29 protein-coding genes and 1 pseudogene are annotated in these 24,566 nt (G+C 65.9%); 15 read left to right on the forward strand and 15 right to left on the reverse strand.

Features of this window, described 5'->3' with window-relative positions:
• Nucleotides 1–199 precede the first annotated feature (199 nt).
• On the forward strand, nucleotides 200–1,213 hold the full coding sequence (locus AC0QTX_RS05275; RefSeq protein ID WP_474602967.1) for a magnesium and cobalt transport protein CorA: 1,014 nt from the start codon (nucleotides 200–202) through the stop codon (nucleotides 1,211–1,213).
• Nucleotides 1,214–1,249: 36 nt separating this feature from the next.
• Here the strand turns inward: AC0QTX_RS05275 and AC0QTX_RS05280 are convergent, their stop codons facing one another.
• Both AC0QTX_RS05280 and AC0QTX_RS05285 read right to left on the reverse strand, forming a co-directional pair.
• Nucleotides 1,250–1,651 carry a response regulator gene (locus AC0QTX_RS05280; protein ID WP_474602781.1) on the reverse strand — a complete coding sequence of 134 codons (402 nt, stop codon included), beginning with the start codon at nucleotides 1,649–1,651 and terminating at the stop codon, nucleotides 1,250–1,252.
• Nucleotides 1,627–2,610 carry a sensor histidine kinase gene (locus tag AC0QTX_RS05285; protein ID WP_474602782.1) on the reverse strand — a complete coding sequence of 328 codons (984 nt, stop codon included), beginning with the start codon at nucleotides 2,608–2,610 and terminating at the stop codon, nucleotides 1,627–1,629. Before AC0QTX_RS05285 ends, AC0QTX_RS05280 begins: the two co-directional genes overlap by 25 nt.
• Before the next feature lie 159 nt (nucleotides 2,611–2,769).
• Between AC0QTX_RS05285 and AC0QTX_RS05290 the strand changes: the two genes are divergently transcribed.
• From AC0QTX_RS05290 to AC0QTX_RS05305, 4 genes are all read left to right on the forward strand, one after another.
• A complete protein-coding gene (locus tag AC0QTX_RS05290) occupies nucleotides 2,770–4,161 on the forward strand; it encodes a sensor histidine kinase (RefSeq protein WP_474602783.1) in 1,392 nt (463 codons plus the stop codon).
• The gene (locus AC0QTX_RS05295; RefSeq protein ID WP_474602784.1) at nucleotides 4,158–4,598 is read left to right on the forward strand and encodes a response regulator; all 441 of its coding nucleotides are present in this window, start codon (nucleotides 4,158–4,160) and stop codon (nucleotides 4,596–4,598) included. Before AC0QTX_RS05290 ends, AC0QTX_RS05295 begins: the two co-directional genes overlap by 4 nt.
• Before the next feature lie 341 nt (nucleotides 4,599–4,939).
• A complete protein-coding gene (locus AC0QTX_RS05300) occupies nucleotides 4,940–5,761 on the forward strand; it encodes an alpha/beta fold hydrolase (RefSeq protein ID WP_474602785.1) in 822 nt (273 codons plus the stop codon).
• A gap of 5 nt (nucleotides 5,762–5,766) precedes the next feature.
• Entirely contained in the window at nucleotides 5,767–7,431 is a 1,665-nt protein-coding gene (locus AC0QTX_RS05305; protein ID WP_474602786.1) for an ATP-binding protein, read from the forward strand.
• Nucleotides 7,432–7,548: 117 nt separating this feature from the next.
• Here the strand turns inward: AC0QTX_RS05305 and AC0QTX_RS05310 are convergent, their stop codons facing one another.
• Nucleotides 7,549–9,042: a methyltransferase domain-containing protein gene (locus tag AC0QTX_RS05310; RefSeq protein ID WP_474602787.1), complete on the reverse strand. Its 1,494-nt coding sequence runs from the start codon at nucleotides 9,040–9,042 to the stop codon at nucleotides 7,549–7,551.
• Between the two features lie 61 nt (nucleotides 9,043–9,103).
• The gene (locus AC0QTX_RS05315; RefSeq protein WP_474602788.1) at nucleotides 9,104–9,820 is read right to left on the reverse strand and encodes a TetR/AcrR family transcriptional regulator; all 717 of its coding nucleotides are present in this window, start codon (nucleotides 9,818–9,820) and stop codon (nucleotides 9,104–9,106) included.
• Between the two features lie 198 nt (nucleotides 9,821–10,018).
• Between AC0QTX_RS05315 and AC0QTX_RS05320 the strand changes: the two genes are divergently transcribed.
• The 4 genes from AC0QTX_RS05320 (at nucleotide 10,019) to AC0QTX_RS05335 (ending at nucleotide 13,234) form a co-directional block, all read left to right on the forward strand.
• Complete coding sequence (locus AC0QTX_RS05320; protein ID WP_474602789.1) at nucleotides 10,019–10,507, forward strand: RidA family protein; 489 nt, start codon at nucleotides 10,019–10,021, stop codon at nucleotides 10,505–10,507.
• 84 nt (nucleotides 10,508–10,591) lie between these two features.
• On the forward strand, nucleotides 10,592–12,139 hold the full coding sequence (locus AC0QTX_RS05325; protein ID WP_474602790.1) for an MFS transporter: 1,548 nt from the start codon (nucleotides 10,592–10,594) through the stop codon (nucleotides 12,137–12,139).
• Nucleotides 12,140–12,244: 105 nt separating this feature from the next.
• Nucleotides 12,245–12,493, forward strand: coding sequence for a DUF6894 family protein (locus AC0QTX_RS05330; protein WP_474602791.1), 249 nt, complete (start codon nucleotides 12,245–12,247; stop codon nucleotides 12,491–12,493).
• A gap of 267 nt (nucleotides 12,494–12,760) precedes the next feature.
• Complete coding sequence (locus tag AC0QTX_RS05335; RefSeq protein ID WP_474602792.1) at nucleotides 12,761–13,234, forward strand: VOC family protein; 474 nt, start codon at nucleotides 12,761–12,763, stop codon at nucleotides 13,232–13,234.
• A gap of 80 nt (nucleotides 13,235–13,314) precedes the next feature.
• On the opposite strand, the pseudogene AC0QTX_RS05340 reads toward AC0QTX_RS05335, so the two are convergent.
• The 3 genes and pseudogenes from AC0QTX_RS05340 to AC0QTX_RS05350 form a co-directional block, all read right to left on the reverse strand.
• A pseudogene (locus AC0QTX_RS05340) lies at nucleotides 13,315–13,524 on the reverse strand (ferritin-like domain-containing protein); the annotation flags it as partial.
• A 10-nt stretch (nucleotides 13,525–13,534) separates the two neighbouring features.
• Nucleotides 13,535–13,876: a SemiSWEET family sugar transporter gene (locus tag AC0QTX_RS05345; protein ID WP_474602793.1), complete on the reverse strand. Its 342-nt coding sequence runs from the start codon at nucleotides 13,874–13,876 to the stop codon at nucleotides 13,535–13,537.
• Between the two features lie 2 nt (nucleotides 13,877–13,878).
• A complete protein-coding gene (locus tag AC0QTX_RS05350; protein WP_474602794.1) occupies nucleotides 13,879–14,157 on the reverse strand; it encodes a SemiSWEET family sugar transporter in 279 nt (92 codons plus the stop codon).
• A 224-nt stretch (nucleotides 14,158–14,381) separates the two neighbouring features.
• Between AC0QTX_RS05350 and AC0QTX_RS05355 the strand changes: the two genes are divergently transcribed.
• Nucleotides 14,382–14,762 carry a hypothetical protein gene (locus tag AC0QTX_RS05355; RefSeq protein ID WP_474602795.1) on the forward strand — a complete coding sequence of 127 codons (381 nt, stop codon included), beginning with the start codon at nucleotides 14,382–14,384 and terminating at the stop codon, nucleotides 14,760–14,762.
• Between the two features lie 44 nt (nucleotides 14,763–14,806).
• Here the strand turns inward: AC0QTX_RS05355 and AC0QTX_RS05360 are convergent, their stop codons facing one another.
• Complete coding sequence (locus AC0QTX_RS05360; protein WP_474602796.1) at nucleotides 14,807–15,100, reverse strand: hypothetical protein; 294 nt, start codon at nucleotides 15,098–15,100, stop codon at nucleotides 14,807–14,809.
• A gap of 207 nt (nucleotides 15,101–15,307) precedes the next feature.
• Here AC0QTX_RS05360 and AC0QTX_RS05365 point away from each other — a divergent pair, with 207 nt between their 5' ends.
• Nucleotides 15,308–15,544, forward strand: coding sequence for a BrnA antitoxin family protein (locus tag AC0QTX_RS05365; RefSeq protein WP_474602797.1), 237 nt, complete (start codon nucleotides 15,308–15,310; stop codon nucleotides 15,542–15,544).
• Nucleotides 15,545–15,564: 20 nt separating this feature from the next.
• Here AC0QTX_RS05365 and AC0QTX_RS05370 read toward each other — a convergent pair whose 3' ends face one another.
• Entirely contained in the window at nucleotides 15,565–16,113 is a 549-nt protein-coding gene (locus tag AC0QTX_RS05370) for a sigma-70 family RNA polymerase sigma factor (protein ID WP_474602798.1), read from the reverse strand.
• Nucleotides 16,103–16,342, reverse strand: a complete 240-nt coding sequence (locus tag AC0QTX_RS05375) for a NepR family anti-sigma factor (RefSeq protein ID WP_474602799.1) — start codon at nucleotides 16,340–16,342, stop codon at nucleotides 16,103–16,105. The genes AC0QTX_RS05370 and AC0QTX_RS05375 overlap by 11 nt, the downstream gene beginning before the upstream one ends.
• Nucleotides 16,343–16,628: 286 nt before the next feature.
• Between AC0QTX_RS05375 and AC0QTX_RS05380 the strand changes: the two genes are divergently transcribed.
• From AC0QTX_RS05380 to AC0QTX_RS05395, 4 genes are all read left to right on the forward strand, one after another.
• Nucleotides 16,629–16,979 (forward strand): HigA family addiction module antitoxin, encoded by a 351-nt coding sequence (locus AC0QTX_RS05380; protein WP_474602800.1) that lies wholly within the window; start codon nucleotides 16,629–16,631, stop codon nucleotides 16,977–16,979.
• Entirely contained in the window at nucleotides 16,969–18,465 is a 1,497-nt protein-coding gene (locus AC0QTX_RS05385) for an ATPase domain-containing protein (RefSeq protein WP_474602801.1), read from the forward strand. The genes AC0QTX_RS05380 and AC0QTX_RS05385 overlap by 11 nt, the downstream gene beginning before the upstream one ends.
• Before the next feature lie 2 nt (nucleotides 18,466–18,467).
• Nucleotides 18,468–19,556, forward strand: a complete 1,089-nt coding sequence (locus AC0QTX_RS05390; RefSeq protein ID WP_474602802.1) for a sensor histidine kinase — start codon at nucleotides 18,468–18,470, stop codon at nucleotides 19,554–19,556.
• Nucleotides 19,557–19,981: 425 nt separating this feature from the next.
• Complete coding sequence (locus tag AC0QTX_RS05395) at nucleotides 19,982–22,255, forward strand: bifunctional diguanylate cyclase/phosphodiesterase (RefSeq protein WP_474602803.1); 2,274 nt, start codon at nucleotides 19,982–19,984, stop codon at nucleotides 22,253–22,255.
• A gap of 27 nt (nucleotides 22,256–22,282) precedes the next feature.
• Here the strand turns inward: AC0QTX_RS05395 and AC0QTX_RS05400 are convergent, their stop codons facing one another.
• From AC0QTX_RS05400 to AC0QTX_RS05420, 5 genes are all read right to left on the reverse strand, one after another.
• Nucleotides 22,283–23,002 carry a lysophospholipid acyltransferase family protein gene (locus AC0QTX_RS05400; protein WP_474602804.1) on the reverse strand — a complete coding sequence of 240 codons (720 nt, stop codon included), beginning with the start codon at nucleotides 23,000–23,002 and terminating at the stop codon, nucleotides 22,283–22,285.
• 199 nt (nucleotides 23,003–23,201) lie between these two features.
• Nucleotides 23,202–23,501 (reverse strand): 30S ribosomal protein S21, encoded by a 300-nt coding sequence (rpsU, locus tag AC0QTX_RS05405; RefSeq protein WP_474602805.1) that lies wholly within the window; start codon nucleotides 23,499–23,501, stop codon nucleotides 23,202–23,204.
• Nucleotides 23,502–23,589: 88 nt separating this feature from the next.
• On the reverse strand, nucleotides 23,590–23,784 hold the full coding sequence (locus AC0QTX_RS05410) for a hypothetical protein (RefSeq protein ID WP_474602806.1): 195 nt from the start codon (nucleotides 23,782–23,784) through the stop codon (nucleotides 23,590–23,592).
• A 65-nt stretch (nucleotides 23,785–23,849) separates the two neighbouring features.
• Nucleotides 23,850–24,218 carry a DUF6481 family protein gene (locus AC0QTX_RS05415; RefSeq protein WP_474602807.1) on the reverse strand — a complete coding sequence of 123 codons (369 nt, stop codon included), beginning with the start codon at nucleotides 24,216–24,218 and terminating at the stop codon, nucleotides 23,850–23,852.
• 44 nt (nucleotides 24,219–24,262) lie between these two features.
• Nucleotides 24,263–24,463, reverse strand: a complete 201-nt coding sequence (locus AC0QTX_RS05420; RefSeq protein WP_474602808.1) for a hypothetical protein — start codon at nucleotides 24,461–24,463, stop codon at nucleotides 24,263–24,265.
• Between the last annotated feature and the right edge of the window lie 103 nt (nucleotides 24,464–24,566).

Below are 24,566 nucleotides of genomic sequence, written 5' to 3' on the forward strand. Positions count from 1 at the left end.
ACTAAGATTTTTGTCTCGAGCGGCGGGCGCGGACCGGTTCATCGTCATGAACCATTTGAGGCTTCCGGCTCGGGTTCGGTTCCGACAAACCCGACAAACTTATCGAGCGGTCAGGGGCGAACACCAGCAGGGTCCGGTCATGGCCCGTTCCCGGCCTGAATCCGACGGCACCGACAAGCCTGCTCCGCGTTGGTTGATCATGACGAATCCGCTCAAGCTCGTATCCGCGCCGTCCGAGGCTCCCCCCGGGGTGGTGGCCTCCGCCGTCTATGCCGGGGGCCGGCGCGTGGCCGAAATCCCCATCGGGGATGCCGGCGAATGGTCGAGGAAGCCCGGCCATGTGGTCTGGATCGGCCTGCATGAGCCAGGCCTCGATCTCCTGCGCCAGGTTCAGCGGGAGTTCAACCTGCATGACCTCTCCATCGAGGATGCGCTCAAGGCCCATCAGCGGCCCAAGCTCGAGCAATACGGCGAGGCGCTGTTCGTCGTTGCGCGCACGGCCCAGATGCTCGACGGGCGCATCACCTTCGGCGAGACGCACCTGTTCGTCGGGCAGGGCTACGTGGTCTCGGTCCGCCACGGCGCCTCGACGTCCTACACGCCGGTGCGCGAGCGCTGCGAGGCGGACCAGAAGGCGCTCTCGGAAGGGGAAGACTTCATCCTCTATGCCATCCTCGACTTCATCGTCGACAACTACATGCCGGTGATCGAGACGATCCAGGCGGAGGTGGAGGCGATCGAGGACTGCATCCTGGCCGAGACCGCATCCTCGACCCAGGTGCCGCGCCTCTACCAGCTCCGCCGGGACCTGCTGCGCCTGCGCAACGCCGCCGTGCCCCTGGTGGAAGTCTGCCGCCGCCTCGAACAGCCGGGGCTGCCGGGGGTCGACCCTGCCATGTTCCCCCTGTTCCGCGACGTGTCCGACCATATCCGCCGGGTGCAGGAGGAGATCGAATCCTTACGCGAGGTGCTGGCCTTCGCGTTCGAGACCAGCCTGATGACGGGCCAAGCGCAGCAGACCGAGATCACGCGCAAGCTCGCCGCCTGGGCCGCCATCCTGGCGGTGCCGACGGCGGTGGCCGGGATCTACGGCATGAACTTCGAGCATATGCCGGAACTGGAGTGGCAATACGGCTATGCCCTCATTCTGGCCATGATCCTCGCGGCGTGCGGCTGGCTGTACTGGCGCTTCCGCCGGAACCGATGGCTCTGACGGATCGGGGATCGCGAGGGGATCCGAGGAAGAGCCCTAAGGCGCGACCTCGCGTTCCGCGGCGGCCCTGAGGACCGAGACGAGCTCGTCCTGGTTGAACGGCTTCTGGAGGAAGGCGAGCGGCCCGGTTGCCTCAGCGGCCAGACGGGTCAGCGGTTCGCCCGAACCGGAAATGAACAGGTACGGGATGGCGCGCTCGCGCGCCGCGTGGGCGACATCGATCCCGGTCATGGGGCCCTTCAGCTTGATGTCCAGGATGGCGAGGTCGACCCGGTCCCGCTCCAGGGACTGGAGCGCCTTCTCGCCGGTCGCGGCGAAGCCCGCCACTTCGTGGCCGGCCTCCTCGAGCACATCGGCGATGTAATCCGCCACGAGAGCTTCGTCCTCGACGATGAGAACACGCAGCCTCCCGCTCAGAGTGGAACGCTGATCCGGCATAGGGCTCCCGCTTCGCCTCGCTCGAACGACACCTCACCCTCCATCTGGTCCGTCAGCCGTCGGATGAGGCGCATTCCGACGCCGGACGCCACAGACAGATCCAAATCCTCAGGGTATCCCGCACCGTCGTCGGCGATGGTCAGAACCGCCCGATCCGCTGACGCTTCGAGGGTCACCGACAACTGCCCGGTGCGATCATCCGGAAATGCATGCTTCAGGGAATTGGTGAGAACTTCATTGGCAATGAGCCCGAACGGCACGGCCAAGTCAACCGGCAACTCCAACGCTTCCAGCCGAAGAGCCAGTCGAACGCGCCCGCCTGACAGCCCGGCCAGGCTCCCGGAAAGCCGATCGACGAAGGCTGCAAAGTCCACCCGGCGAAAGTCCTCCGAACGGTAGAACTCCTCCTGGAGGGCGCTCAGCGCCTGGATGCGCCGCTGAAGGTCCGCGAGCTGCTCCCGGTCGCTCTCGTTCGTGATCGCCTTCCCGGTCATGCGCAGGAGGCTGATCACGATCTGAAGGTTGTTGTGCAGCCGGTGGTACAGCTCCTTGAGAACCAGGTCGCGGTTCTTGCTCAGCTCGAGCAGCTCCCGCCTGCGGTCATGGGCCGAGCGAACCGCCATGGCGAGGCGGCGAAGCTGCTTGGACCCCTTGACCACGTAGTCGTCGAAGCCGTGCTTGAGAGCCTGAACCGCCAGCTCCTCGTTGCCGGTGCCCGTGAACATGACCGTGCAGCAGAAGGGATTGACCGCCTTGACCTTGTCGAAAACCGCGATCCCGTCCGACCAGCGCAGGTCGTAATCGGTGACCAGGATGTCGGGTGCCTGCTCCCGCAGGATGTCGTCGAGCCCGTTCAGATCGGGGGCCTCTCGGACGTCGGCGTCGGGGAACTCCTGGGCGACGGCCCGAATTGCCAGCACACGGGTATCGGGGTCGTCGTCGACAAAGAGGATGAGCATGGGACCATTCAGGCAAGAAACGACGGATGAACTGGTGCACGAGGCCGCAAAGGCAACGAACGGGAAGCTCCGTTGATCCTGTCCGCCGATAGCCCAAGGGCACGAGCGGCCGTCGAGACCCCGCCGGCGCATGACCCTGGTACGTCGGGACCTTCCCGCATGAGGCTGTTTCCCGGCTCTGCGGCCCTTGCGGTTGCCGGGGCGCTGCTGGTGGCCAGCGCGATCACGCTGAACGTGTTTCTCCTGAGCCTGTCGGAGGCCCGAGCCCTGGTTCTGCGCGCGAGCTCCATCCTCCAGGGGGTGGCCGAACTGCACGTGGACGTTCGCGCCGCCGAGACGGGCCAGAGGGGCTACATCCTCACCGGGGAACGCCGCTACCTTGCTCCCTACGAGCAGGCGATCGGACGTGTCTGGAGCAGCTTCCAGCAGCTGGAGCGCGGTGTGCTGGATCCAGAGCAGGTGAACCGCCTTCGCCGTCTTCGCCCTCTCGTCCAGGCAAAGCTGGACGAGCTCGCCCGAACGGTCGAGCTTCGGCAGCGCAGCTTCGAGGAGGCCCTGGCATTGGTCCGGACGGATGAAGGGCAGAGGCTGATGGAGGAGATCGACGCTGCCATCGTGGCGTTCGAGCATGCCGAGCGGGACATCATGGTCTCCCGCACCCAGCGCCTGGAGCAACAGGCCGTCTGGACCAGCCGGGTCGCCGCGCTCACAGGCATCCTGGCGCTGGTCAGCACCATCCTCGGCGTGATCTGGATCGCACGCCAGCGCGCCAACGCCCGGCTCCTGAATGCGGAGCGAGGCTTCCGGCAGAACCTCGAACGGCAGGTCGAGGAGCGCACCCTCCAGCTCACCCAGGTCAACCGGGAGCTCGATGCCTTCGCCTACACGATCTCCCACGACCTGAGGGCGCCGCTGCGCGCCATGCACGGCTATGCCGACGCCCTCGTGGAGGATTACGGCCCGGTCCTGCCGCAGGAGGGTCATCGCTTCGCGGGTCGCATCGTTGCCGCGGCCGATCGCATGGAAGAACTGATCCGGGACATCCTCACCTACAGCCGTCTGGCCCGGGAGGAGGTGAGCGTGCGCCCGGTTGCCCTCAAGACCACGGTGGAAAGGGTGATCGCCGATGCGGAGCTGCAGATTCGGGAGAAGAAGGCGGTGGTAGAGGTGAAGCATCCGCTGCCCGACGTCATGGCTCATCCGCCCACGCTCGTTCAGGCCGCGGCGAATCTGCTGTCGAATGCCATCAAGTTCGTCCCGCTGGAGCGGACACCCCGGATATGCATCAGGGCCGAAGAGCGGGACGGGCGGGTGCGGCTCTGGGTCGAGGACAACGGCATCGGCATCGATCCCGCCCATCAGGAGCGCGTGTTCCAGCCTTTCCAGCGTCTCCATGGCGTGGAAAGCTACGCGGGGACGGGGATCGGCCTGGCCATCGTCAGCAGAAGCCTTGAACGCATGGACGGCCACAGCGGCGTGATCTCACATCCAGGAGAGGGAAGCCGCTTCTGGATCGAGCTCAGGTCGGCACGGAAGGAGAGGCCGGAATGAACCCTACCGACGACCTGATCCTGATCGTCGAGGACAATCCCGACGACCGGGACCTGCTCGCCCGGGCCTTTCGGAAGGCGAAGGTGGAGACCCCCCTCCATTTCGTGGTGGACGGCGACGAAGCGCTGGCGTTTCTCGATGGAGCCGGCAGCGTTCCGGACCGGCCGCGCCCGGTGGTCGTTCTCCTGGATCTCAAGCTTCCCCGCCGATCCGGCTTCGAGGTGCTCGAGTGGATCAAGGGGCACCCGATCCTTCGGGGCGTTCCCGTGATCATCCTGACCTCCTCGCGGGAGAACATCGATCTCAAGCGGGCCTATGATCTCGGGGCGAACTCGTACCTGGTGAAGCCGGCGCGCCCGGATGAGCTGTTGCGCATGGTCGAGCAGATCGATGCCTATTGGCTGGGCCTCAACGAGACCTTTCGAGCAGCCATATGAAGGATCGGTGTCGTCGCCGCGCATCGATGGTTTTCCCGCACCGGGATGACGAAGGCTCGTCGGGCCGGTGACCGTCGCGGATCCCACCCACTCGAGCATCGCCCATCGCCCGTGAATTTGACCCGGGGCCGATCCTCGTTGATATCTTGGCGGCGAACATTCGCATCAGTGATATGTGAGTCGGCGCGGCGCCGAATGGTCGGCGTGCGCGGCCGGTCCGTTGACAAGGAAATGGGCCCGTCTAATTAAAGGGCCTGCATAGCAAAGCTGGCGCCCGCTGCCGTCAGCAGGTGGCACCCATTCACACCATCTGCCTGGTCTTTGGCCTCCACGGAGATCTCATGTCTGCCGTTCTCAAACGTAACAACATCAAGGTTCTGGGGCGCGGCCAGCAGCCCATGATCTTCGCCCATGGCTATGGCTGCGATCAGAACATGTGGCGCTTCATCACGCCGGCCTTCGAGGACAGGTACAAGATCGTTCTCTTCGATCATGTCGGGCATGGGCAGTCGGATGCCGCCGCCTTCGACCAGGCGAAGTACGCCTCGCTCGACGGCTATGCCGACGACGTGCTGGCGATCTGCCGGGAACTGGACCTGAAGGATGTGATCTTCGTCGGCCACTCGGTCAGCGCCATGATCGGAGCACTCGCGGCCATCAAGGAGCCGGATCGGTTCGACCGGCTGGTCCTGATCGGCCCCTCGCCGCGCTACATCAACGACGGCGATTATGTCGGCGGGTTCAAGCAGGAGGACATCGAGGGCCTGCTCGACTTCCTCGACAGCAACCATCTCGGCTGGTCGAGCACCATGGCTCCGGTGATCATGGGCAACCCGGAGCGCCCGGAGCTTGGCGAGGAACTGACCAACAGCTTCTGCCGCACCGACCCGGACATTGCCAAGCACTTCGCCCGCGTGACGTTCCTCTCGGACAATCGGGCCGATCTGCCCGGCGTGAAGACCAGGGCGCTCATTCTCCAGTGCTCTCAGGATGCCATTGCTCCCGAGTCCGTCGGGCGCTACATGCACCAGAACCTTCCGGGCAGCGCGTTCGTTCAACTCAGGGCCACGGGGCACTGCCCGAACCTGAGTGCGCCTGAGGAGACCATCGCGGCCATGGAAGCGTTCCTGGGCGATCCGGCTCCGGCAAAGGCTGTCGCATAGTGAAGATGGACCTAGGGTCGCTGATCGAAACGGCTGAGGAACTCTACGAGGGCGCCCCCTGCGGCTACCTGTCGACCCTGCCGGACGGCACGGTCATCAGAGCCAACCAGACATTTCTGACCTGGATCGGCATGGACCGGCAGGACCTCGTCGGCAACAAGTGCTTCCAGGATTTCCTGAGCGTCGGCGCCAAGATCTTCTACGACACGCACCTGACGCCGCTCCTGCGGATGCAGGGCTTCGTGAACGAGATCGCCTTCGATCTGGCCTGCGCCGATGGACGTCCCCTGCCGGTTCTGGCCAACATGGTCCAGAAGCGGGATGCGAACGGCCGCCCGCTGGTTCACCGCATCACCCTCTTCAATGCCGCCGACCGGCGCAAGTACGAGCGCGAGCTGCTCCTCGCCCGTCAGAAGGCCGAGCGGGCGACCGAGGAGCTCAGGCGCCTGAACGAGACCCTCGAGGAGCGCGTAACCCAGGAGGTCGCCGAGCGCCTGAAGGCCGAGGAGGCCCTGCGGCAGGCCCAGAAGATGGAGGCCATCGGCCAGCTCACCGGCGGCATCGCCCACGACTTCAACAACCTGCTCACCATCATCGTCGGCAACATCGAGCTCCTCCAGCGCCGCCTGCCCGAGGGGTCCGACCGCCTCCAGCGGGCCGCCACGCACGCCATGGAGGCGACGCGCCGCGCCGCCACCCTGACCCAGCGGCTGCTGGCCTTCTCCCGGCGCCAGCCGCTCGATCCCAAGCCCATCGACGTCAACAAGCTCGTCTCCGGCATGTCGGACCTCCTGCGGCGGACGCTCGGCGAAGTGGTGGTGCTGGAGACGGTTCTCGGCGGCGGTCTCTGGCGCTCCCAGGCGGACCCGAACCAGCTGGAAAACGCGATCCTCAACCTGGCGGTGAACGCCCGCGATGCCATGCCGGAGGGCGGCAGGCTCACCATCGAGACGGCCAATGCCCGTCTGGACGAGGCCTATGTGGAGGCACTGGCCGAGCCGGTGCCGCCCGGGCAGTACGTGCTCGTGGCCGTTTCCGACACCGGCACCGGCATGGACAAGGCCACGATGGAGAAGGTGTTCGAGCCGTTCTTCACCACCAAGGAAGCCGGCAAGGGAACGGGGCTGGGCCTGAGCCAGGTCTACGGCTTCGTCCGGCAGTCCAATGGCCATGTTAGGATCTACAGCGAGCTGGGCGAAGGAACGACGATCAAGATCTACCTGCCCCGCCTGATCGGCTCCGATGAGGAGCCTGCCGAACTGCCGGCAAAGGCCCCCGCCATGGTGCGAGGTGCCGGCGAGACCATTCTGGTCGTGGAGGATGAGCCTGATCTGCGCACCTACACCACCGAGGCCCTGCGGGATCTCGGATACCGGGTCCTTGAGGCCGGCGACGGTCGGGGGGCTCTGGAGATCGTCGAGCGGCATCCGGAGATCCAGCTCCTCTTCACCGATGTCGTTCTGGCCGGCGGGATGAACGGGCGCGCGCTCTCGGATGAGGTGTCCCGGCGCAGGCCGGGGCTGCCGGTTCTGTTCACGACGGGCTACACCTCGAACGCCATCGTCCACCACGGTCGCCTCGACCCCGGGATGCATCTGATCGGAAAGCCCTTCACCTATGCGGAGCTGGCCGCCAAGGTGCGCCGCATGCTCGATGGGGATCAGGTGTAATCGCCGCTGGCCTGCGCGCCAGCGCTTGGACTTGCCGGTCGACAGAGGTCGCGGCGGAGCTCTCTTCCTCAAAGCCGTTCGATGCGGCGGGCCTCTCGGTGAGAGGCCCGGCGCCCCTCACCGCCTTTTCATGACCACATAGAGACCCGGCACCGGACGGCCTGCTTCGAGCCGGATGGTGCTCTCCATGGTCTCCAGGACGACGAAGTCGGTGGCCCTTGTCTTAAGATGGTCGAGGGAGTGGGCAAAACGGCCGGAGGGCTGCAGGGTGAAGCCGTCTCCTGCGGCAAGCTCAATGCTCAAGGCGAAGAGTCCTCCCGGCGCCAGGGCGCCGGCGGCGGCGCGCATCAGGGGCTTGAGATCGCCGAAATAGATCAGCGAATCCGCCGCGAAGATGAGATCGAAGCGGTGGGGTGTGGCCTCCAGATAAGCGACCGCCTCCGCCTTGACGAGTTCGGTGTATGGGCCGCGCTTTTGCGCCTGTGCCAGCATCCCCGAGGACAGATCGACCCCGATCAGGTCCGCGCCGAGCGCTTGCAGTTCCGCGGCCGCGAGACCCGTGCCGCAGCCCAGATCGAGCATGCGCGCGAAGCCGGTCCGGTGCCCGGCCACGAGTTTGGCTATCTCGCGCGGGGCATTGTACTGCAGGGTCTCGACGAGCCTGCTGTCGAACTGGGGCGCGAACTGATCGAAGGTGTGTTCGATATAGTCCGTGGGAGCGGCATCCATGCTCCGCCCGAGGACGGCGTCGAGGAGATAGCGCCGGACCGGATCGTCGGGTTGCTCGGCAAGCCGCATCCGGCCGATCTCAGTGGCGGCTTCCAGATGGCCGGATGCGCTGAGCACGGAAAAAGCGTCGCGCGCGATGATGTCGAGATCCTCGCGGTCCTCGCCGGCGATGGCCGCGTAGTCGCGAAGGGCTTCCTGCACGCGGCCTTCGATCATGGCCTGGAACGTCAGGGCGCGGGCCCGCTTCTGCCGGGTCGGCGGATCGAGCTCCAGGGTGAGCCGGGCGGCCTCGTCGAAGGCGTGCGCGCAAGCAGCGAAATCGCACGCGATGAAGGACAGGTGGCCGAGGGCGAAATGCGCCAGGCCGTTGACGGGATCGAGCGCCACGGAGGTGCGCACGGCAGCCAGCGCCTCCTGGTAGTGCTTCTTCCTGAACAGCAGCAGGCCGAGCCCGAGATGGGCCGCGGGCGCCTTCGGGTCGAGGGCGACCGTGCGCCGATAGGCGTCCTCCGCCATCTCGGCATCGTCGAGCCGGTCGGCGATGCTGGCAAGGGCCTGCCAGGACGGGGCGCTGTGCGGATCGAGCTCCAGGGACGTCCGGATCGCCGTCAGGGCCTGCTCGTCGCGGTCCGAGGCGCTGTAGACGCTCGCCAGATCGCGCCAGAGGTCGGGATCCTCGGGGGCAAGAGAGAGCGCGGCCTCGAAGGTCCGGCCGGCCGTCTCGAACCGCCCGTTCTCCCAGTGCATGAGACCAAGCTTTCGCAGAGCCGGGGCCGGATGCCCGAACCGATCGACGATCCGGCCGAAATCCGGCAGGCTCGCCTGCAGGCTGGCCACCAGGGCCATGGTGACGCCGACGTCGGGAAGGTGGATGTTCGTCATGGTCAGGATCCGCATGCCTCGTGTGCCTGAAGTCAGGTCACCTGGTGCAGGGATACACGCGTTAGCTTTGCTGAGCCTTGCCGGGCCCCGGAGCGATGCCGTCGAGCAGGAAGTCGAGGCCCTTCCTGAAGGCGCCGTCCCAGTCATCGTCCAGCAGAAGACGGGAGCGCTCGATGGTCGGATAGCGTTGGCTGAGGTCCGTCAGACGGCGCTGAGCGGCGGCCCTGTCGTCGTCCGAGAGGTCGAAACTTCCCCGGGTGACGGTGGCGCCCATCACATGGTTCCAGAGCGACCATATTCCGGCGTTCAGATCCGCGTCCGCGACACCGGCTCCGGACAGGGTCCTGCCCAGCAGCTCCAGGCGGCCGAGGATGTTCGGGCCGAGCGCCCGGCGCGGCAGCAGCGATGCCGACCAGGGATGGCGCAGCATGCAGGCGCGCCAGTCCTCGAGCATATGGACGACGTCCGCGCGCCAGTCTTCGACCCCGGCTGTTCGCTGCGGCCCACGGTATTCGAGAACCGAGTCGAGCGCGAGATCGAAGACTTCCTCCTTGCCGTCCACGTGCCAGTACAGGCTCATCGCCCCTGAGCCCAGCCGGTCGGCCAGCCGGCGCATCGTCAATCCGTCGATCCCTTGGGTGTCCAGCAGTTCCACCGCGGTCGCCACGATGCGGTCCAGGGAGAGGGACGGTGCACCGGCCGGCTCCTGCACGGATGTCGGGGACGCCCCTGTCCGTCGAGATCCCCTGCTCCCGGGGCTGCTGCGTCTGTCTGCCATCCGTCTTTTCCTGCCGATCGGAACGCCGATCTATGCCGACGACGCGGGGAATGTCGATCCTGGACGATTGACTCGTACAGCGTACGATGGCATCTCGTCGTACAGCGTACGAGTCAATCGTATGCAGCACGGGTGAAAGGTCAATCCTGCCGGCCGCAAGGGTCCTTTGCTCCCGGTCGTCGGAGACGGGAGACGATCATGTCACGCGCCATCAAACATCTGCTCATCGGAGGGTTCATCATCATGACCATGGGAGTTTCCAAGGGGGCGGCAGCGGACGAGAGCGCTCGCAAGCTGACCATCGTCAATCCGAAAAACCTCTACGATCCGTCGCCGAACGGCTACAGCACGGCGGTGATCGTGCCCGCCGGAGCCAGAGTGGCCTATATCTCGGGCCAAGGCGGCCAGGACGGCACGGGAGGCCTGTCGCCCGACTTCGCCGTCCAGGTCGAGCAGGCCTATGCAAACCTGCGCAAAGCCATCGAGGCGCTCGGGGCAAGGCCGGATCAGGTCGCCAAGCTCACGGTGTTCGTGGTCGACCACGACATGTCCAAGCTCGAGGTGCTGACCAGGACCGTCAAGGCCATGTTCGGCGAGGCGCTGCCGGCCCAGACCCTGGTTCCCGTCCCCAAGCTCGCCATCGACCCCATGCTGTTCGAGGTCGAAGCCGTGGTCGTTCTGGAATAGGGGGCGGCAGAGCCAGGCTGCTCGGTTGCCGAATCCACGCGAGGGCGTGTAAGGACCTGCCCTTGCCAAGCTGAGAGTCGGTTCATGCAAGAACAGGCAGCCGTCGAAAACCAGCCGCTCGCGGGACGTCGCGAGTGGATCGGGCTCTGCGTTCTGTCGATCGCCTGCCTGATCTACTCGATGGACCTGTCCGTTCTCTTTCTGGCGATGCCCGCCATCGTGGCGGATCTCGATCCATCGGCATCGGAACTGCTCTGGATCAACGACATCTACGGCTTCATGGTCGCGGGCTTCCTCGTGACCATGGGCACCCTCGGCGACCGGATCGGCCGCAGGCGCGTGCTGCTCATCGGGGCCTTCGCTTTCGGTCTGGCCTCCGCGCTCGCGGCGTTTTCAGGCACGGCGCAGCAGCTCATCATTGCGCGCGCGCTGCTAGGCGTCGCCGGCGCGACGATCGCGCCGTCGACCCTGTCCCTGGTGGTCAATCTGTTTCAGAACGAGTCTGAGCGGAACCGGGCGATCGGCATCTGGGGCACCGCCTTCGCCTTGGGCGGGCTCGTGGGGCCTCTCATCGGCGGGGTGCTGCTGCAATACTTCCACTGGGGATCGGTGTTTCTGATCAACATCCCCATCATGCTCGCCCTGCTGATCATCGCGCCTTTCCTGCTGCCGGAATACAGGAACGAGGGCGGCGAGAGGCTCGATCTCATCAGCGTGGCGTTGTCGCTCGGGACCGTGCTGCCGATCATCTACGGCTTCAAGCACATGGCCGCGGACGGCTTCGCGCCGCGCCAGCTGGTGGCTATCGCGGCCGGACTGCTGGTCGGCGTGGTGTTCGTGCGCCGACAGAAAAGCCTCGCGCATCCGCTGATCGACCTGCGCCTGTTCCGCATCCCCGCATTCACCGCCTCGCTGATCGTCAATCTGGCCGGCATGTTCTTCGTGTTCGGCGTGTTCCTGTTCCAGAACCTGTTCCTGCAACTGGTTCTCGGCCTGTCGCCCCTCGAGGCGGCCTTGTGGTCCGTGCCGTCCGCCCTCGTGTTCACCATCATGTCGTTGCAGGCTTACCGGCTCACGAACCGGCTCGGGCCGGTCAAGACCGTCCTCCTCGGCCTCGTCGTCAATGCCGCCGGCGTCTCCGCGATGGCAGCCGCCGCCTATGCCGAGAGCCTGGTCGGCGTCCTTGGCGCGAGCATGCTGGTCGGTCTCGGCTTCGTGCCGGTCGTCCTCACCACGACGGGCCTGATCGTCGGGACCGCGCCGCCGGAGCAGGCAGGCTCCGCCTCCGCCATCTCCGAGACGAGCGCGGAGTTCGGCGGAGCGCTCGGCGTCGCACTGCTCGGAAGCCTCGGGACCCTCGTCTACCGCATGACGATGGACGGGGTGGACCTGAGCGGACTGAACGCCGCTCAGCAGCTCGCCGTCTCCACCACGCTCGCCGGAGCGGTCGAGACCGCCAAGGCCATGGGCCAGACCGCACCGGCATGGCTGGAAGCGGCACGCAGCGGCTTCTCGCTGGGCTTTGCGACGTGCTGCGCCCTCGCGGCGGTCACGCTGCTCGGCCTGGCGGTTCTTGCGCGCAAGATCTATTCCAGCGCTCATATCGATGAGAAAGCGGCGATGCCTCATTAGGGGAGTTCACGACGGATGCCATTCCGACGGCAATTCCGGGGATGATCCGGAACTGATCGCGCCCGGCCTGATTGGCCTCTCACCACTCAAGCTTCAGGGACACCCATGCCACGCTACTTCTTCAACGTGCATATCGGCGGGGACGCCCTCCCCGATCCCGAGGGGCAGGATCTGCGCGATGCGGATCAGGCCTGGGAGGTGGCCAAGGCGATGGCGCAGAACCTGATGAGCACCGAGTTCGAGCAGCCGGTCAACTGGGCCTCGTCGCATATCGAGGTGAAGGACGATCTGGATGAGATCGTGCTGGAATTTCCCTTCCTCGAGGCTGTTCAACTCAACCAACGGTCCCACTGAGGGGTTCGGGCAGCCCGTGAATGCCCGGGGCCGGACGGAGAGGCACACCCGCCCCTGCCCGCCGGGAACGCGAGCTGGCCTTTACACGGCTGCACTGTCCGTCCCATCCTGACCCGAAGCGGACAGCGACGCTCCCGGTCTGCTGCCTGCGATGAACGCCCGCGAGAACCGGCCCTGTCCGGCGTGGAGACATGCGGTCCGCTGCCTCCGTGGGAACGGCTGTGTGGAGAGGCCCGAACATCGGCTTCAGAGCGAAAGGAGCACGCAATGGCAAAGAACACCATCTGCCTCTGGTACGACAAGGACGCCGAGACTGCCGCCCGGTTCTATGCCGAGACCTTTCCCGACAGCGCGGTGCATGCGGTGCACCGCGCCCCCGGCGACTATCCGGCCGGCAAGGAGGGCGACGTGCTGACGGTGGATTTCACCGTTGCGGGCATTGCCTGTCTCGGCCTCAACGGAGGCCCCGCGTTCAAGCACACGGAAGCCTTCTCGTTCCAGATCGCCACCGACGATCAGGAGGAGACCGACCGCTACTGGAATGCCATCGTGGGCAACGGCGGCCAGGAGAGCGCGTGCGGCTGGTGCAAGGACAGGTGGGGCGTGTCCTGGCAGATCACCCCGCGCGTGCTGACGGAGGCGCTGGCGGCCGGCGGCACTGAGGCCAAGCGCGCGTTCGATGCGATGATGGACATGACCAAGATCGACGTCGCGGCAATCGAGGCCGCGCGGCGCGGCTGATGCTCCCTGGGGTATGGCGGCACAAGCGCCGCCATACCGGCCGGATCAGCAACCTGAATCTGCGACGCCCGATCGGCCGGTTACGTGCTCTTGAGCGCGCCGTTCATCCCCTTGGGATAGAAGCCGCCACTATCCGCGCCCGCCTTGTCGGTGAGGCAGACGATGCGGAGCACCTTCTGAGGCGTCCGGCGGAAAACCATGCCGTCCGGCGTTGCGGGAACGATGTTGGCTTTGCCGTTGCGCTCGATGCCCTGATCCTTGTCGCCGGAGCCGTCGAGCCTGTTGCAGGCTGCCAGGAGTTCAATGCGCGACGGGTTCGGCAGCGCCTGACCCCTGTCGTGGCGATACGTCCTGGCGGCACGACTTTTCGGCCGACGGCACGCGGGAGCCTCGGACCTTCAGAACGAGGATGACCATGCTCAGGACCAACCCGAGCGCACTGAAGACCAGGATCGGCAGAGAGCCGAGGGCAAAGCCGTAGACGGTCCAGAGCAGGAGTCCCAAGATGCGCACCGCGAACATGCGCAGCGAAATGGCCGCCACATCGCCGGTGCGGCAGCATTTCACGACCTGCGGCACGAGACTGTAGAGGCCGATGCAGCCTGCCGCAACGCCGAGCAGGGTGGAGAGGGTTGCCTGCATGGTCAGCGCGCTCCTGCGGATCTGAGGCTCCGCAGCTTCAGGGTCAGAATGGTGCCCGCGAAGACGACGTTGATCACGTTGAACAGGACGACCGGCACGCTGGCGATCATCAGCCCGTGTCCGATCCAGAGGCCGTATGCGATGAGCGAGGCCACGTACATGCGCTTCGAGATCGCCTCGGTGTCGCCCTCTCGCCAGGCCTTGAGCACCTGCGGCACGAAGCTGAGGCTGGTGCACAGCCCCGCCGCAAGGCCCAGCACCGTCAGCCACCACGTCTGCATGTCCCGCTCCTGTCACATGAGCGTCATCAACCGGCTCGCGGGAGGCATGTTCCGGCGCGGGCGCTCATGACGCACCGACATGGGTGTCGCGGACACAGGAATGCCATTCGGAACTTACGCTCAGCCCCCCGGTTCACCCAGGCGCCCCTTTTCACGATCCAAGACGCCGCTCTGAAAGAATGTTCGCGCGCATTCCCTTGAGGCGTCGCCTGATGGAGGCCTATATGCGGAAAGCCCTCATACTAGCAGCGGGACTGGCCCTGATAGGAACGTCGGCCTGGAGCCAGAGCCCCTCGCGGGACGACGACGATGACCGCCAGGGGCGGTGGTACGACAGCCGCGACGGATGGGATGGGCACAGGGATCGCGGCGACGACCGGGGCGACCGTCGCCGGCGCGCCATGCGTGACGACGATGACGATCGTCGTGGCGGCAGCGCTCATTTCTTCGTGCGGAGCGGTGATACGCAGCTTCGCGTCGTCTGCAGCGACCGGGAATCGACGCAGGCCTGCGTCGACGCGGCCCTCCGGATGTTCGATCGGGTGCAATCGCAGCCTCGCGCGGCAACGAGCGCGCCCTCGCCGACTCCGGCAACACCCCAGTAGGATCTCAAGGCCGGCGGTCGCCCTCGACCACCGGCCTCAACGGGCTACTCTTCGCAAACCCGGTACCGCCGGACGATGATTTCGCCGAAACGGTTCCGCTCCCGCCGGGTCTCGTAATAGCAGTCGCGATCCCGCCGAACCCTGTCACGCTCCCAACCGCGATCGCGATCGCGGTCCCGCCAGTCTCTGTTGCGCTCCCAGCCACGATCGCGGTCCTGCCAATCGCGGCCATTATCCCAGTCGCGATCCATCCTGGGCTGCGCGGCAACACCCGTGGCGAGGCTGCTGGCGAGAATGCATCCTGCAAGAACAGCCGATAAGCGTCTAAGCTTCGTCATGGCCAACCTCGACCTCCTCATGAACATGGAGGTCAACAGAGATGATCAGGTCTCGTTCCTGTGGCGCCCGACCTGCCTGCCCGGCTCCCTTGGAACGGCGGCGGCCTTCCCGGTTTGGCACAGACCCGCCATGTCGGATATCCTGCAGGGCGCGAACGAGGTTCATTCGCACAAGCCTCCGAAGCAACAGCCCATGGGGAGAGAGACATGTCGAGACCACCAGGAGGACGCAGGCCCACGGATCCCCTGAGGGCGGCCGAAGCTGCCTTCAAGAAGGTTACGACCAAGCCCATCGAGGGACCGTCGCAGGCTCCGTCCATCCCTGGCGTGAAGGAGAGCGTCACCCTGCGGATCGACCAGGATGTGCTCGAACATTTCCAGCAGGATGGTCCGGGATGGCAGGACCGCATCAACGCGGCCCTGCGGAAGGCGGCCGGCAAGTAGGAGATGGGCCCGGGGCCGGCTCAGGGCATCTGCATGAACAACGCCGCCTTGACCAGGCGGTCGGGACCGAGATCCTCCTGCGCATCGAGAGCCAGGAGTTCCGCCAGGCGGGTGCGGGCGCGGTTGATGCGGCTCTTGATCGTGCCGAGATTGGTGCCGCAGATCTGCGCCGCCTCCTCGTAGGACACGCCTTCCGCGCCCACCAGCAGCAGCGCCTCGCGCTGCTCGACGCTGAGCTTGGCGAGAGCCACCTGCATGTCGGAGAAGTCCAGGCGCGCGCCCTGCTCCGGCATGACCGCGAGCTTGCCGGCGAGCGCTCCCTCCGGATCGTCCACCTCCCGGCGGCTGCGGCGCATGTCCGTATAGAACTGGTTGCGCAGGATGGTGAAGAGCCAGGCCTGCATGCTCGTGCCGGGCTGGAACTTGTCGAGGTTCTCGAGCCCGCGCAGAAGCGCCGCCTGCACCAGGTCGTCGGCATAGGTGACGTTGCCGGTGAGCGAGATGGCGAAGGCGCGCAGGTGCGGAATGGCGGAGAGCATCGCCTGACGGACCGGATCCTCACTCGCCATCTTGGTCGCTCCGTCTCCCGTCCAGTTGCGCGAGGAGCTGAGCGAAGCGATCGGGCACCGGCTCGCTCATCAATTGGGCGTAATAGGCCTGGAGCTGCTCGCCCAGGAAGCTCGCCACATGGGGCGGCAGGGTCGGTTCCGGACCAGGATCACTGTTGAGGTTCAGAAGGTCCTCAAGGGCCTCCGGCTCTGACAGAACGGTGCCATTGTTGAGTTTGTTCGTGGACACGCCCGCTTCTCCAGACACAGCCAGGATGCCCTGCTCGCCGGGTGCGTGCGGGGACACCCTCTGCCTTATCCGACCCGAGGAGGGCTGCCATTAACCTAAGCTAACCCTAGCCCTACAGGAGCGGCAGGAACCCCTCTGCCACAACTTCAAGGTGCTTTCGGCCTGGCCTTGCGCCATTGGACATGGGGTTGGTATCAGCTGGACATGGGGCTGGCAGCAGCCAAGGTCCTTGCCTTTCGCGACCTGTCACCCATAACGCTACAGTCGGCACAACAAAGGCTGGATCATGCCCCGCTCCCGAGACGCTTTCCCGGTGGCTCCGTCCCACCCGGGATGGATTCTGCGCGACCGGGTTCTGCCCGGCCTCGGCCTCTCCGTCAGCCAAGCCGCCCGCGAGCTTCGCATCGCCCGCCAGACGCTCCACAGGATTCTTGCCGGCAAGGCGGCGGTCAGCCCGGACATGGCGACCCGCCTCGCCCGCCTCTCGGGCACGACGCCCAGCTTCTGGCTCGAGCGGCAGCAGCAGCACGACCTGTGGCATGCGGAGCAGGCGCTCACAGGGGTCCTTCGGCTGATCCCGACCCACACGCTTCCGGCCGCTCTGCAGGCCGAGATCGGACTTCATCATGACTGCTAAACCTCAACCCGCTCCGAAAGCCCGGACCGGGGTCGAGGGCCTGGACGACATCCTCGTCGGAGGCCTGTCGCCCGGCCACGTCTATCTGCTGGAGGGCAGCCCCGGCACCGGCAAGACCACAATCGCCCTCCAGTTCCTGCTCGACGGGGCCAAGGCCGGAGAGACCGGGCTCTACGTCACCATGTCGGAGACGGAAGCCGAGCTGCGCGACGGCGCGGCATCGCACGGCTGGAGCCTCGGCGACAGCGTTCACGTGTATGAGCTCGTTCCGCCTGAGAACCTGCTCGACGACGAGCACCAGCAGAGCCTGCTCTACTCGTCCGATCTCGAACTCGGCGAAACCACCAGGGCCGTGTTCGCCGCCATCGACAGGACGAAACCGGTCCGCATCGTGATCGACAGCCTGTCGGAGATCCGCCTTCTGGCGCAGAGCTCCCTGCGCTATCGCCGCCAGATCCTGGCCATGAAGCACTACTTCGCGCGCCAGGGCGCGACGGTTCTCCTGCTCGACGACCTGACCACGGACACCAACGACAAGACGGTTCACAGCCTCGCCCACGGGGTGATCCGCCTGGAGGGGCTGACGCCCAATTACGGCGCCGAGCGTCGCCGCCTGCGGGTGATCAAGTATCGCGGCCAGTCGTTCCGGGGTGGGTTCCACGACTACATCATCGTCGAAGGAGGCGTTCAGGTGTTTCCGCGCCTGGTCTCCGGCGAGCACAAGACGGGCTTTGCCCGCAACGTTCTCACGAGCGGGGTGGCCGAACTCGACGCGCTCCTCGGCGGCGGCATCGAGCAGGGCTCGAGCACGCTGGTGATGGGGCCGGCCGGCACAGGCAAGTCCCTCCTGACGGTGCAGTTCGCCATCTCGGCGGCCGCGCGGGGCGAGAAGGCGGCCCTGTTCATCTTCGACGAGGAGCTCGGTCTGCTGATCGACCGATGCAAGCTGGTCGGCATCGATCTGAAGGCGCTGTGCGATTCCGGCAACCTGTTCATCGAACAGGTCGACGCCGCCGAACTCTCACCTGGCGAATTCACCGACCGGGTGCGCACCAAGATCCACCGCTACGGCGTGAAGACGGTGGTGATCGACGGCCTCAACGGCTATCAGGCCGCCATGCCGGAGGAGCAGTTTCTGACCCTCCACATCCACGAGCTGCTGCAATACCTGAACCGGCAGGGCGTCTCGACCTTCCTGACGGTCGCGCAGCACGGTCTCGTGGGCGACATGAAGTCCCCGGTCGATGTGACCTACCTGGCCGACACCGTGATCCTGCTGCGCTACTTCGAGGCCTTCGGTCAGGTCCGCCGGGCGATCTCGATCGTCAAGAAGCGGTTCGGGTCGCACGAGAACACGATCCGCGAGATGCGCATCACCAACCGGGGCATTTCCCTCGGCGAACCTCTGGAGGGCTTCCAGGGCATCCTGCGCGGGACCCCGGTCTTCACCGACGGCGACCGCGCGCAGCTTCTCAAAGACCGCTGAGGATGAGCGACGTTCTTCACTCACATTCGGAGCGTGCGATCATCCTGGCGCCTCATGGGCGGGATGCGATGATCGCCGCAGACATTCTGAGAAGCGCGGGGATCACGTCGGAGATCTGCCTCGACATGGCGGCGCTCGTGCGCGAGATCGCGCAGGGCGCGGGTTTCGCACTCGTCACCGACGAGGCGCTGCGCACCGCGGACCTGAAGGATCTCTCCCACTGGCTGTCGGATCAGCCCGCGTGGTCGGATTTCGCCTTCGTGCTCCTCACCCTTCGCGGCGGGGGCATCGAGCGCAATCCGGCCCTGGCGCGTCTCTCCGAGGTCCTCGGCAACGTCGTGTTCCTGGAGCGCCCCTTCCACCCGGGCACGCTCGTGAGCGTCGCCCGGTCAGCCCTGCGCGGGCGGCGCAGGCAGTACGATGCCCGCGCCAGGCTCGATGATCTGCATCGAGGCGAGGAGCGCCTGAGGGCCGCTCTCGACAAGGAGAAGCGCGCCGCCGAGCACCAGCGGCTGCTCATCGACGAGTTGAACCACCGGGTGAAGAACACCCTGGCGACGGTGCAATCCATCTCGGCCCAGACCTTGCGCACGTCGGACACGAAAGAGGACGCGCGCGATGCCCTGGAAAGGCGGCTTCTCGCCCTCTCCCGGGCGCACGACGTGCTCACCCGTGAAAGCTGGGATGGAGCCGACCTGGTGGAGGTCATCGAGAAGGCTCTCGAGCCCTATCAAACCTCCGGCGAGAACCGGTTCCGCATCACCGGTCCCCATGTGCGCGTGACGCCCCGCATGTCGCTCGCGCTGGCCATGGCGATGCACGAACTGGCCACCAACGCGGTGAAGTACGGGGCGCTGGCGAACAAGACCGGCACCATCGATGTGTCGTGGAGCGTGAGCAACGGCACCGCACCGCCCAGGCTGTCCCTGCGCTGGACGGAGGTCGGCGGGCCGCCGGTGGTCGCTCCTCGCCGGCGGGGCTTCGGCTCCCGGCTGATCGAGCGCAGCCTGGCCAACGATCTCGATGGCCAGGTGGAGATCGCATTCGCTCCCACGGGGGTCGTCTGTAGGGTCGATGCTCCCGTCGCCTAAAGCATCGGACCCAAAAGTGGATTTGCACTTTTGGGAGCCATCCGATGCTTCATCCCTTATGAGAGCATCGTCTCAGGCGGAAAACCGGATCCACTTTTCCGAACGATGCTCTAACCTGCCGCAGGGAATACAGCCGCCGGCCCGGTGCCCCTCGCCTTCCCCGGCGGCAATCTGCCCCGAGGGCATCCTGCGCTCATGCGGCTGAACCGGCGACGCGTGTCCGGGCCGCTCGCCAGGACCACTGACCGGTCATGAGGTTCGAGGGCCGGAGAGCGGGTTCGACGAGCCCTGCGCCGCACCGGACGGCCCGGGTTCGGCTTTTTTCCCTAAAGGAAGCCCGGTCCGGGCAAAAGTTAACGGAATAACCACACCTCCGGGCAGATTGTGGCGCAGATCGTCGCTCACAGGCCTAATCGAAACCCGTTGTGCCCGCCTCCCTGATCATCATCCTCGGCCTCGTTCTCGCAACGGCTCTCATCGTCGGCATCGTGCTTCTCCTGGTGCGGGGCTACACCGACGATCTCGCGCGCGCAGAGGGCGATCTGGCGAACCTCGCGCTGGCTCTTCAGGAGCGGACGGACGGCATCTTCCAGTCCATCGAGGGCGTTCTGCGCGACCTGGTCGACCGCATCCCGCAGGCGAGCCTCCGCGCGGGGGAGTTCGACGGCTTTGCCGCGTCGCAGGCCACGAAGGCCGTTCTGGTCGGGGCGTCCTGCGCCCTGCCCCAGATCGTGCGCATCGATCTCGTCAACGCCCGGGGGCGGCTCGTCGGCACCTCGAACCCGCGCCCGATGTCCGATCCCATCTATCTTTCGGGTACATCCTATCACCAGGCCCTCACGGCGGATCCGACGCTCACCTCGTACCTGAGCGAGCCCATGCGGATCCGGGCTACCGGCAAGAAGGTTCTGTCGCTCGCGCGCAGGATCAACGACACCGAAGGCAACCTCCTCGGCATCGTCGTCTCCACCATCGACCTCAGCCATTTCGAGGCGCTCTACAAGGAGCATCTCAAGAAGCCCTCGTCGGCGGTCACGCTCTACCGGCGCGACGGCATCGTTCTGGCGCAGATGCCGAACTCCGAACGGGCGCTCGGCCGCAGGATCTGGAAGCCCGACACCCCGCTGCAGCGGATGATCGCGAAAAACAGCCCGACGCTCATTCGCGACGTGAGCTGGATCGACCGGCAGGAGCGGCTGTTCGCGCTTCATCCGCTCGCGCATTATCCGGGGGGCATCGCCGTCAGCCGCACCGTGGCGGAGCTCATGGCCGGACAGCGCCTCGAGGCGCGGGTGATCGGGCTCATCGCCTATCTCATGGGCGTGGCGGTCGACACCGCCAGCCTGATGGGCTTAAGGCATGTGAGAACCGGCATCCTGAGGGCCGCAAGCGAGAGCTACCTGTCGCGCCACGATGTCCTGACCAGGCTTCCCAACAGGCCGTTCTTCATCGAGGAGCTGAAGCGGACCACTCTCGCCTCGCAGCGATCCGGCACGGATTTCGCCCTGCATCTCCTCGATCTCAACCGGTTCAAGGACGTCAACGACAATCACGGCCATGGCGCGGGAGACGAGATCATCCAGACCGTAGCGCGCCGCCTGCGCGAGCGTCTGCGAAAGAGCGACTTCATCGCCCGCATCGGCGGCGACGAATTCGCCATCATTCAAAGACCGGTCAGGGGCCGGCAGCAGGTCACGGATCTGGTCACGGCCATCCAGGCCGCGATGAAGATTCCCTGCACGGCCGGCAACACGGAGATCGATGTCGGGCTCTCCGCCGGCATCGCGATCGCCTCCTCCGACGGCAAGACATCGACGGAACTGCTGCGATCGGCCGATGTCGCGCTCTACGCGGCAAAGTCCGACCCCGACAGCAGCTACCGGTTCTACGACCCGAACATCCAGGATTCCCGCGCGGAACGCCGCGCCCTCGAGGGAGCCCTGAAGAGCGCCCTCGACAACCGGGAGTTCGAGCTGTTCTACCAGCCGATTCTCGATCTGGCGACGAACCGGATGTGGGGCTGCGAGGCCCTGGTGCGCTGGAAGCATGCGACGAAGGGGATGATCCCGCCCCTGCAGTTCATTCCCACCGCGGAAGACTCGGGCCTCATCGCTCCGATCGGCGACTGGATCCTCGAGGAGGCCTGCGCGACGGCCATGACCTGGGATCTCCCGCTGAAGGTCGCGGTCAACCTCTCCCCGGTGCAGTTCAAGCGCCGGGACGTTTTCGCCAGCGTCACGAAGGCCCTGACCCTCTCCGGCATGCCGGCTCACCGCCTCGTCCTGGAGATCACGGAATCCGTCAAGCTCACCGAGGAAGCGACCGCGGCGCTCAGGCGGCTGAAGGGCCTGGGGGTGGGGATCTCCCTCGACGATTTCGGCACGGGCTATGCGTCGATGAGCTATCTCAGGAGCTTTCCGTTCGACAAGATCAAGATCGATCAGTCGTTCGTGCGCGGCATGATCGAATCGGCGGGCAGCCGTGCGATCATCAAGGCCACGATCGGCCTCGCCAACGACCTGAAGATGAGCACGACGGCCGAAGGCGTCGAAACGCACGAGCAGCTCAATGCCCTGCGCATGGCCGGGGCCTCGCAGGCCCAGGGCTACCTGATCGCCAAGCCGATGCCGCGCGACGCCATCGCGGCTTTCATCGCGGAAACCCAAGGCCCTCCGCAGCCAATGCGGGCCATCGCCTGAACCTGCGCGCCCGGCAGCAGGCCTCGCTCAGGCGGCCTGCGGCCATGAGTGCCGCCTCTCGGCCTCGAGGAGTTGCTCGGCCCTGCGGGTGAATTCGTTGCCGGGCAGTCCCGGCTGGATCGGATCGAGATAGGACACCGAGATGGTCCCTCCCCTCTTGACGGACTGGTCCAGCCCCCAGAAATGGCCGGAATTCAGAGCGACGGGAAGGACCACACGGTCGAGCTTCGCGTAGAGAAGCTCGACGCCGCGCTTGAACGCGATGGGCTCGGACACGGACTTGCGGGTGCCCTCCGGGAAGATCAGAACGGAACGCCCCTGGGCGAGGGCAGCCCGACTCTCGTCCACCATTTTCCGAACCGCCTTCGAGCCGCTCTCCCGGTCGATCAGGATCATCGGCGACTTGCGCAGGAACCACGAGAAGATCGGGATGGTCAGCAGCTCCTGCTTCGCCACGATGGCCACATCCGGGAAAAGCGCCAGGAAGGCCAGGGTCTCCCAGGTCGATTGATGATTGGCGATGATCAGGCAGGGCTCGTCGGGGATGTTGTGAAGCCCGCGCTCCGCATAGGTCAGGCCGACGATCCGGCTCAGGCCCGCCAGGATGCCGCGCGCCCAAAGGCGCGATGCCAGGCGCACGCCGCGCTCGGGAGAGCCGCACAGCCACAGCACGGCCAGAACAGGCGCGAAGAGGCCGGTCCAGAGGGCCAGATAGACGTCGAAGAGTTTGGAGCGGAGGAGCTGCATGACAATGAGATGCTTCAGGTGAAACGGTGCTCGATCCGCGCCACGATCGGCCGCGATGCCGGATCGACTGTCGATGAAAGACGAAGCGGCGCGTGATTCATCATGCGCCGCCTGGGAACCTGACAAAGGCGCCTTGCGCCTGAAAGCGGAGCATCGGACCGAAAGTGCAAATCCACCCTCGGGCCCGATGCGGTCGGCTTTACTCTGCGGCCTCTGGGCGAGGCGCCGCGCTTGGAGCCGCCATCGGGCGACGAGCGCCGGCAGCGCCGGGACGGGGCTTCGGCTTGGGAGCCGCAATCAGCCCTTCCCGGATCGCCTGCTTGCGGGCGGCCTTGCGACCGCGCCGGACGGCTTCGGCCTTCTCGCGGGTCTTCCGCTCCGAAGGCTTCTCGTAGGCTTTACGCGCCTTCATTTCGCGGAAGATGCCTTCGCGCTGCATCTTCTTCTTGAGCACCCTGAGGGCTTGATCGACGTTGTTGTCGCGCACCAGAACCTGCAATGGATGTCCTCTCTTATATGTTGGTGTGTTGCTCCGCCCCGGCCTGCGCCTGGCGGATTGATAAACGAGGAGTTCGAGGCACGGGCGCCTAGGCGCTCCGAATTTCGCCCTCGCGGACGGCCCTCTCGATCACGCCCGACTTGATCCGGTACGACACTTCGCCGGTCTGATCGGCCGGCATGAGCCGTACAACCTCATAGACGTTGCCGGAACTCGTCCGTGTATCGGAAAATCCGGGCTGTGTCAGCCGAACCATCTGTCGAACTTTGAACTTGTGAGACATCGCTTGATCTCCTCCTTGTTTCAGCCGGATCGGACGCGATCGTCAGGATGCGCCGGGCCGAGCCGCTACTTGCGGGCCTTGCGGGCCGCATAGCGGGCATCGCGGGCCGCCTTGCGCTCGACCTCGAGCCTTGCGTCGTCCGCGACCTTCTCGGCAGCCATCCGCTCGTTCTGCTCCGCTTGAAGCTTGTCCTGCTCCGCCTGCTCGGCCGCGCGGGCTTCGCGCTCGGCCGCCATGCGGGCATCATCGGCGAGACGCTGGGCCTCGCGCTCAGCCAACCGGGCCTCGCGCGCGGCGCTCACCGAGGCCCGAGCAGCCCGTCGCTCAGCAACCGCCGGGTCGTCAGGTCCCGGGCGCTGCCGGAACTTTGCCGCCATGGCCTGCTTCGCGTTCTTGGCCGCACTGAGCCGCTCGCCGAAATTCTGATGCTTCATTCCGCTCATTGATCCTGTCTGCCGTCTCGTTCAACCGAGGCCGATTACCGAACGCGCCGGATGCTGGCGATGTCGCCGCCCGGGAGAGTGCCCTGTTCCTGCTGGGCTCGCGCGATCAGCCCGACAGCGCGGGGATCGCTGGCTTTCCCGGGGTTGTCGACCCAGAGATAGGCCCTGCGGGCATCGGAATAATCCACCACGAACATCACGGATTTCGCAGGAGAGGCTTTTCGAAAGGTATTCATCGCGTCCTCGCCGGTATCGCCATCGGAAGATGGCGTTTCACAAAGCAGAAGCCGCCCCACGGGGGGCGGCTTCATATTCATCAGGCGCTGTGTGACGCGCCCG

The sequence above is a fragment of the Microvirga sp. jy35 genome (assembly GCF_056148915.1).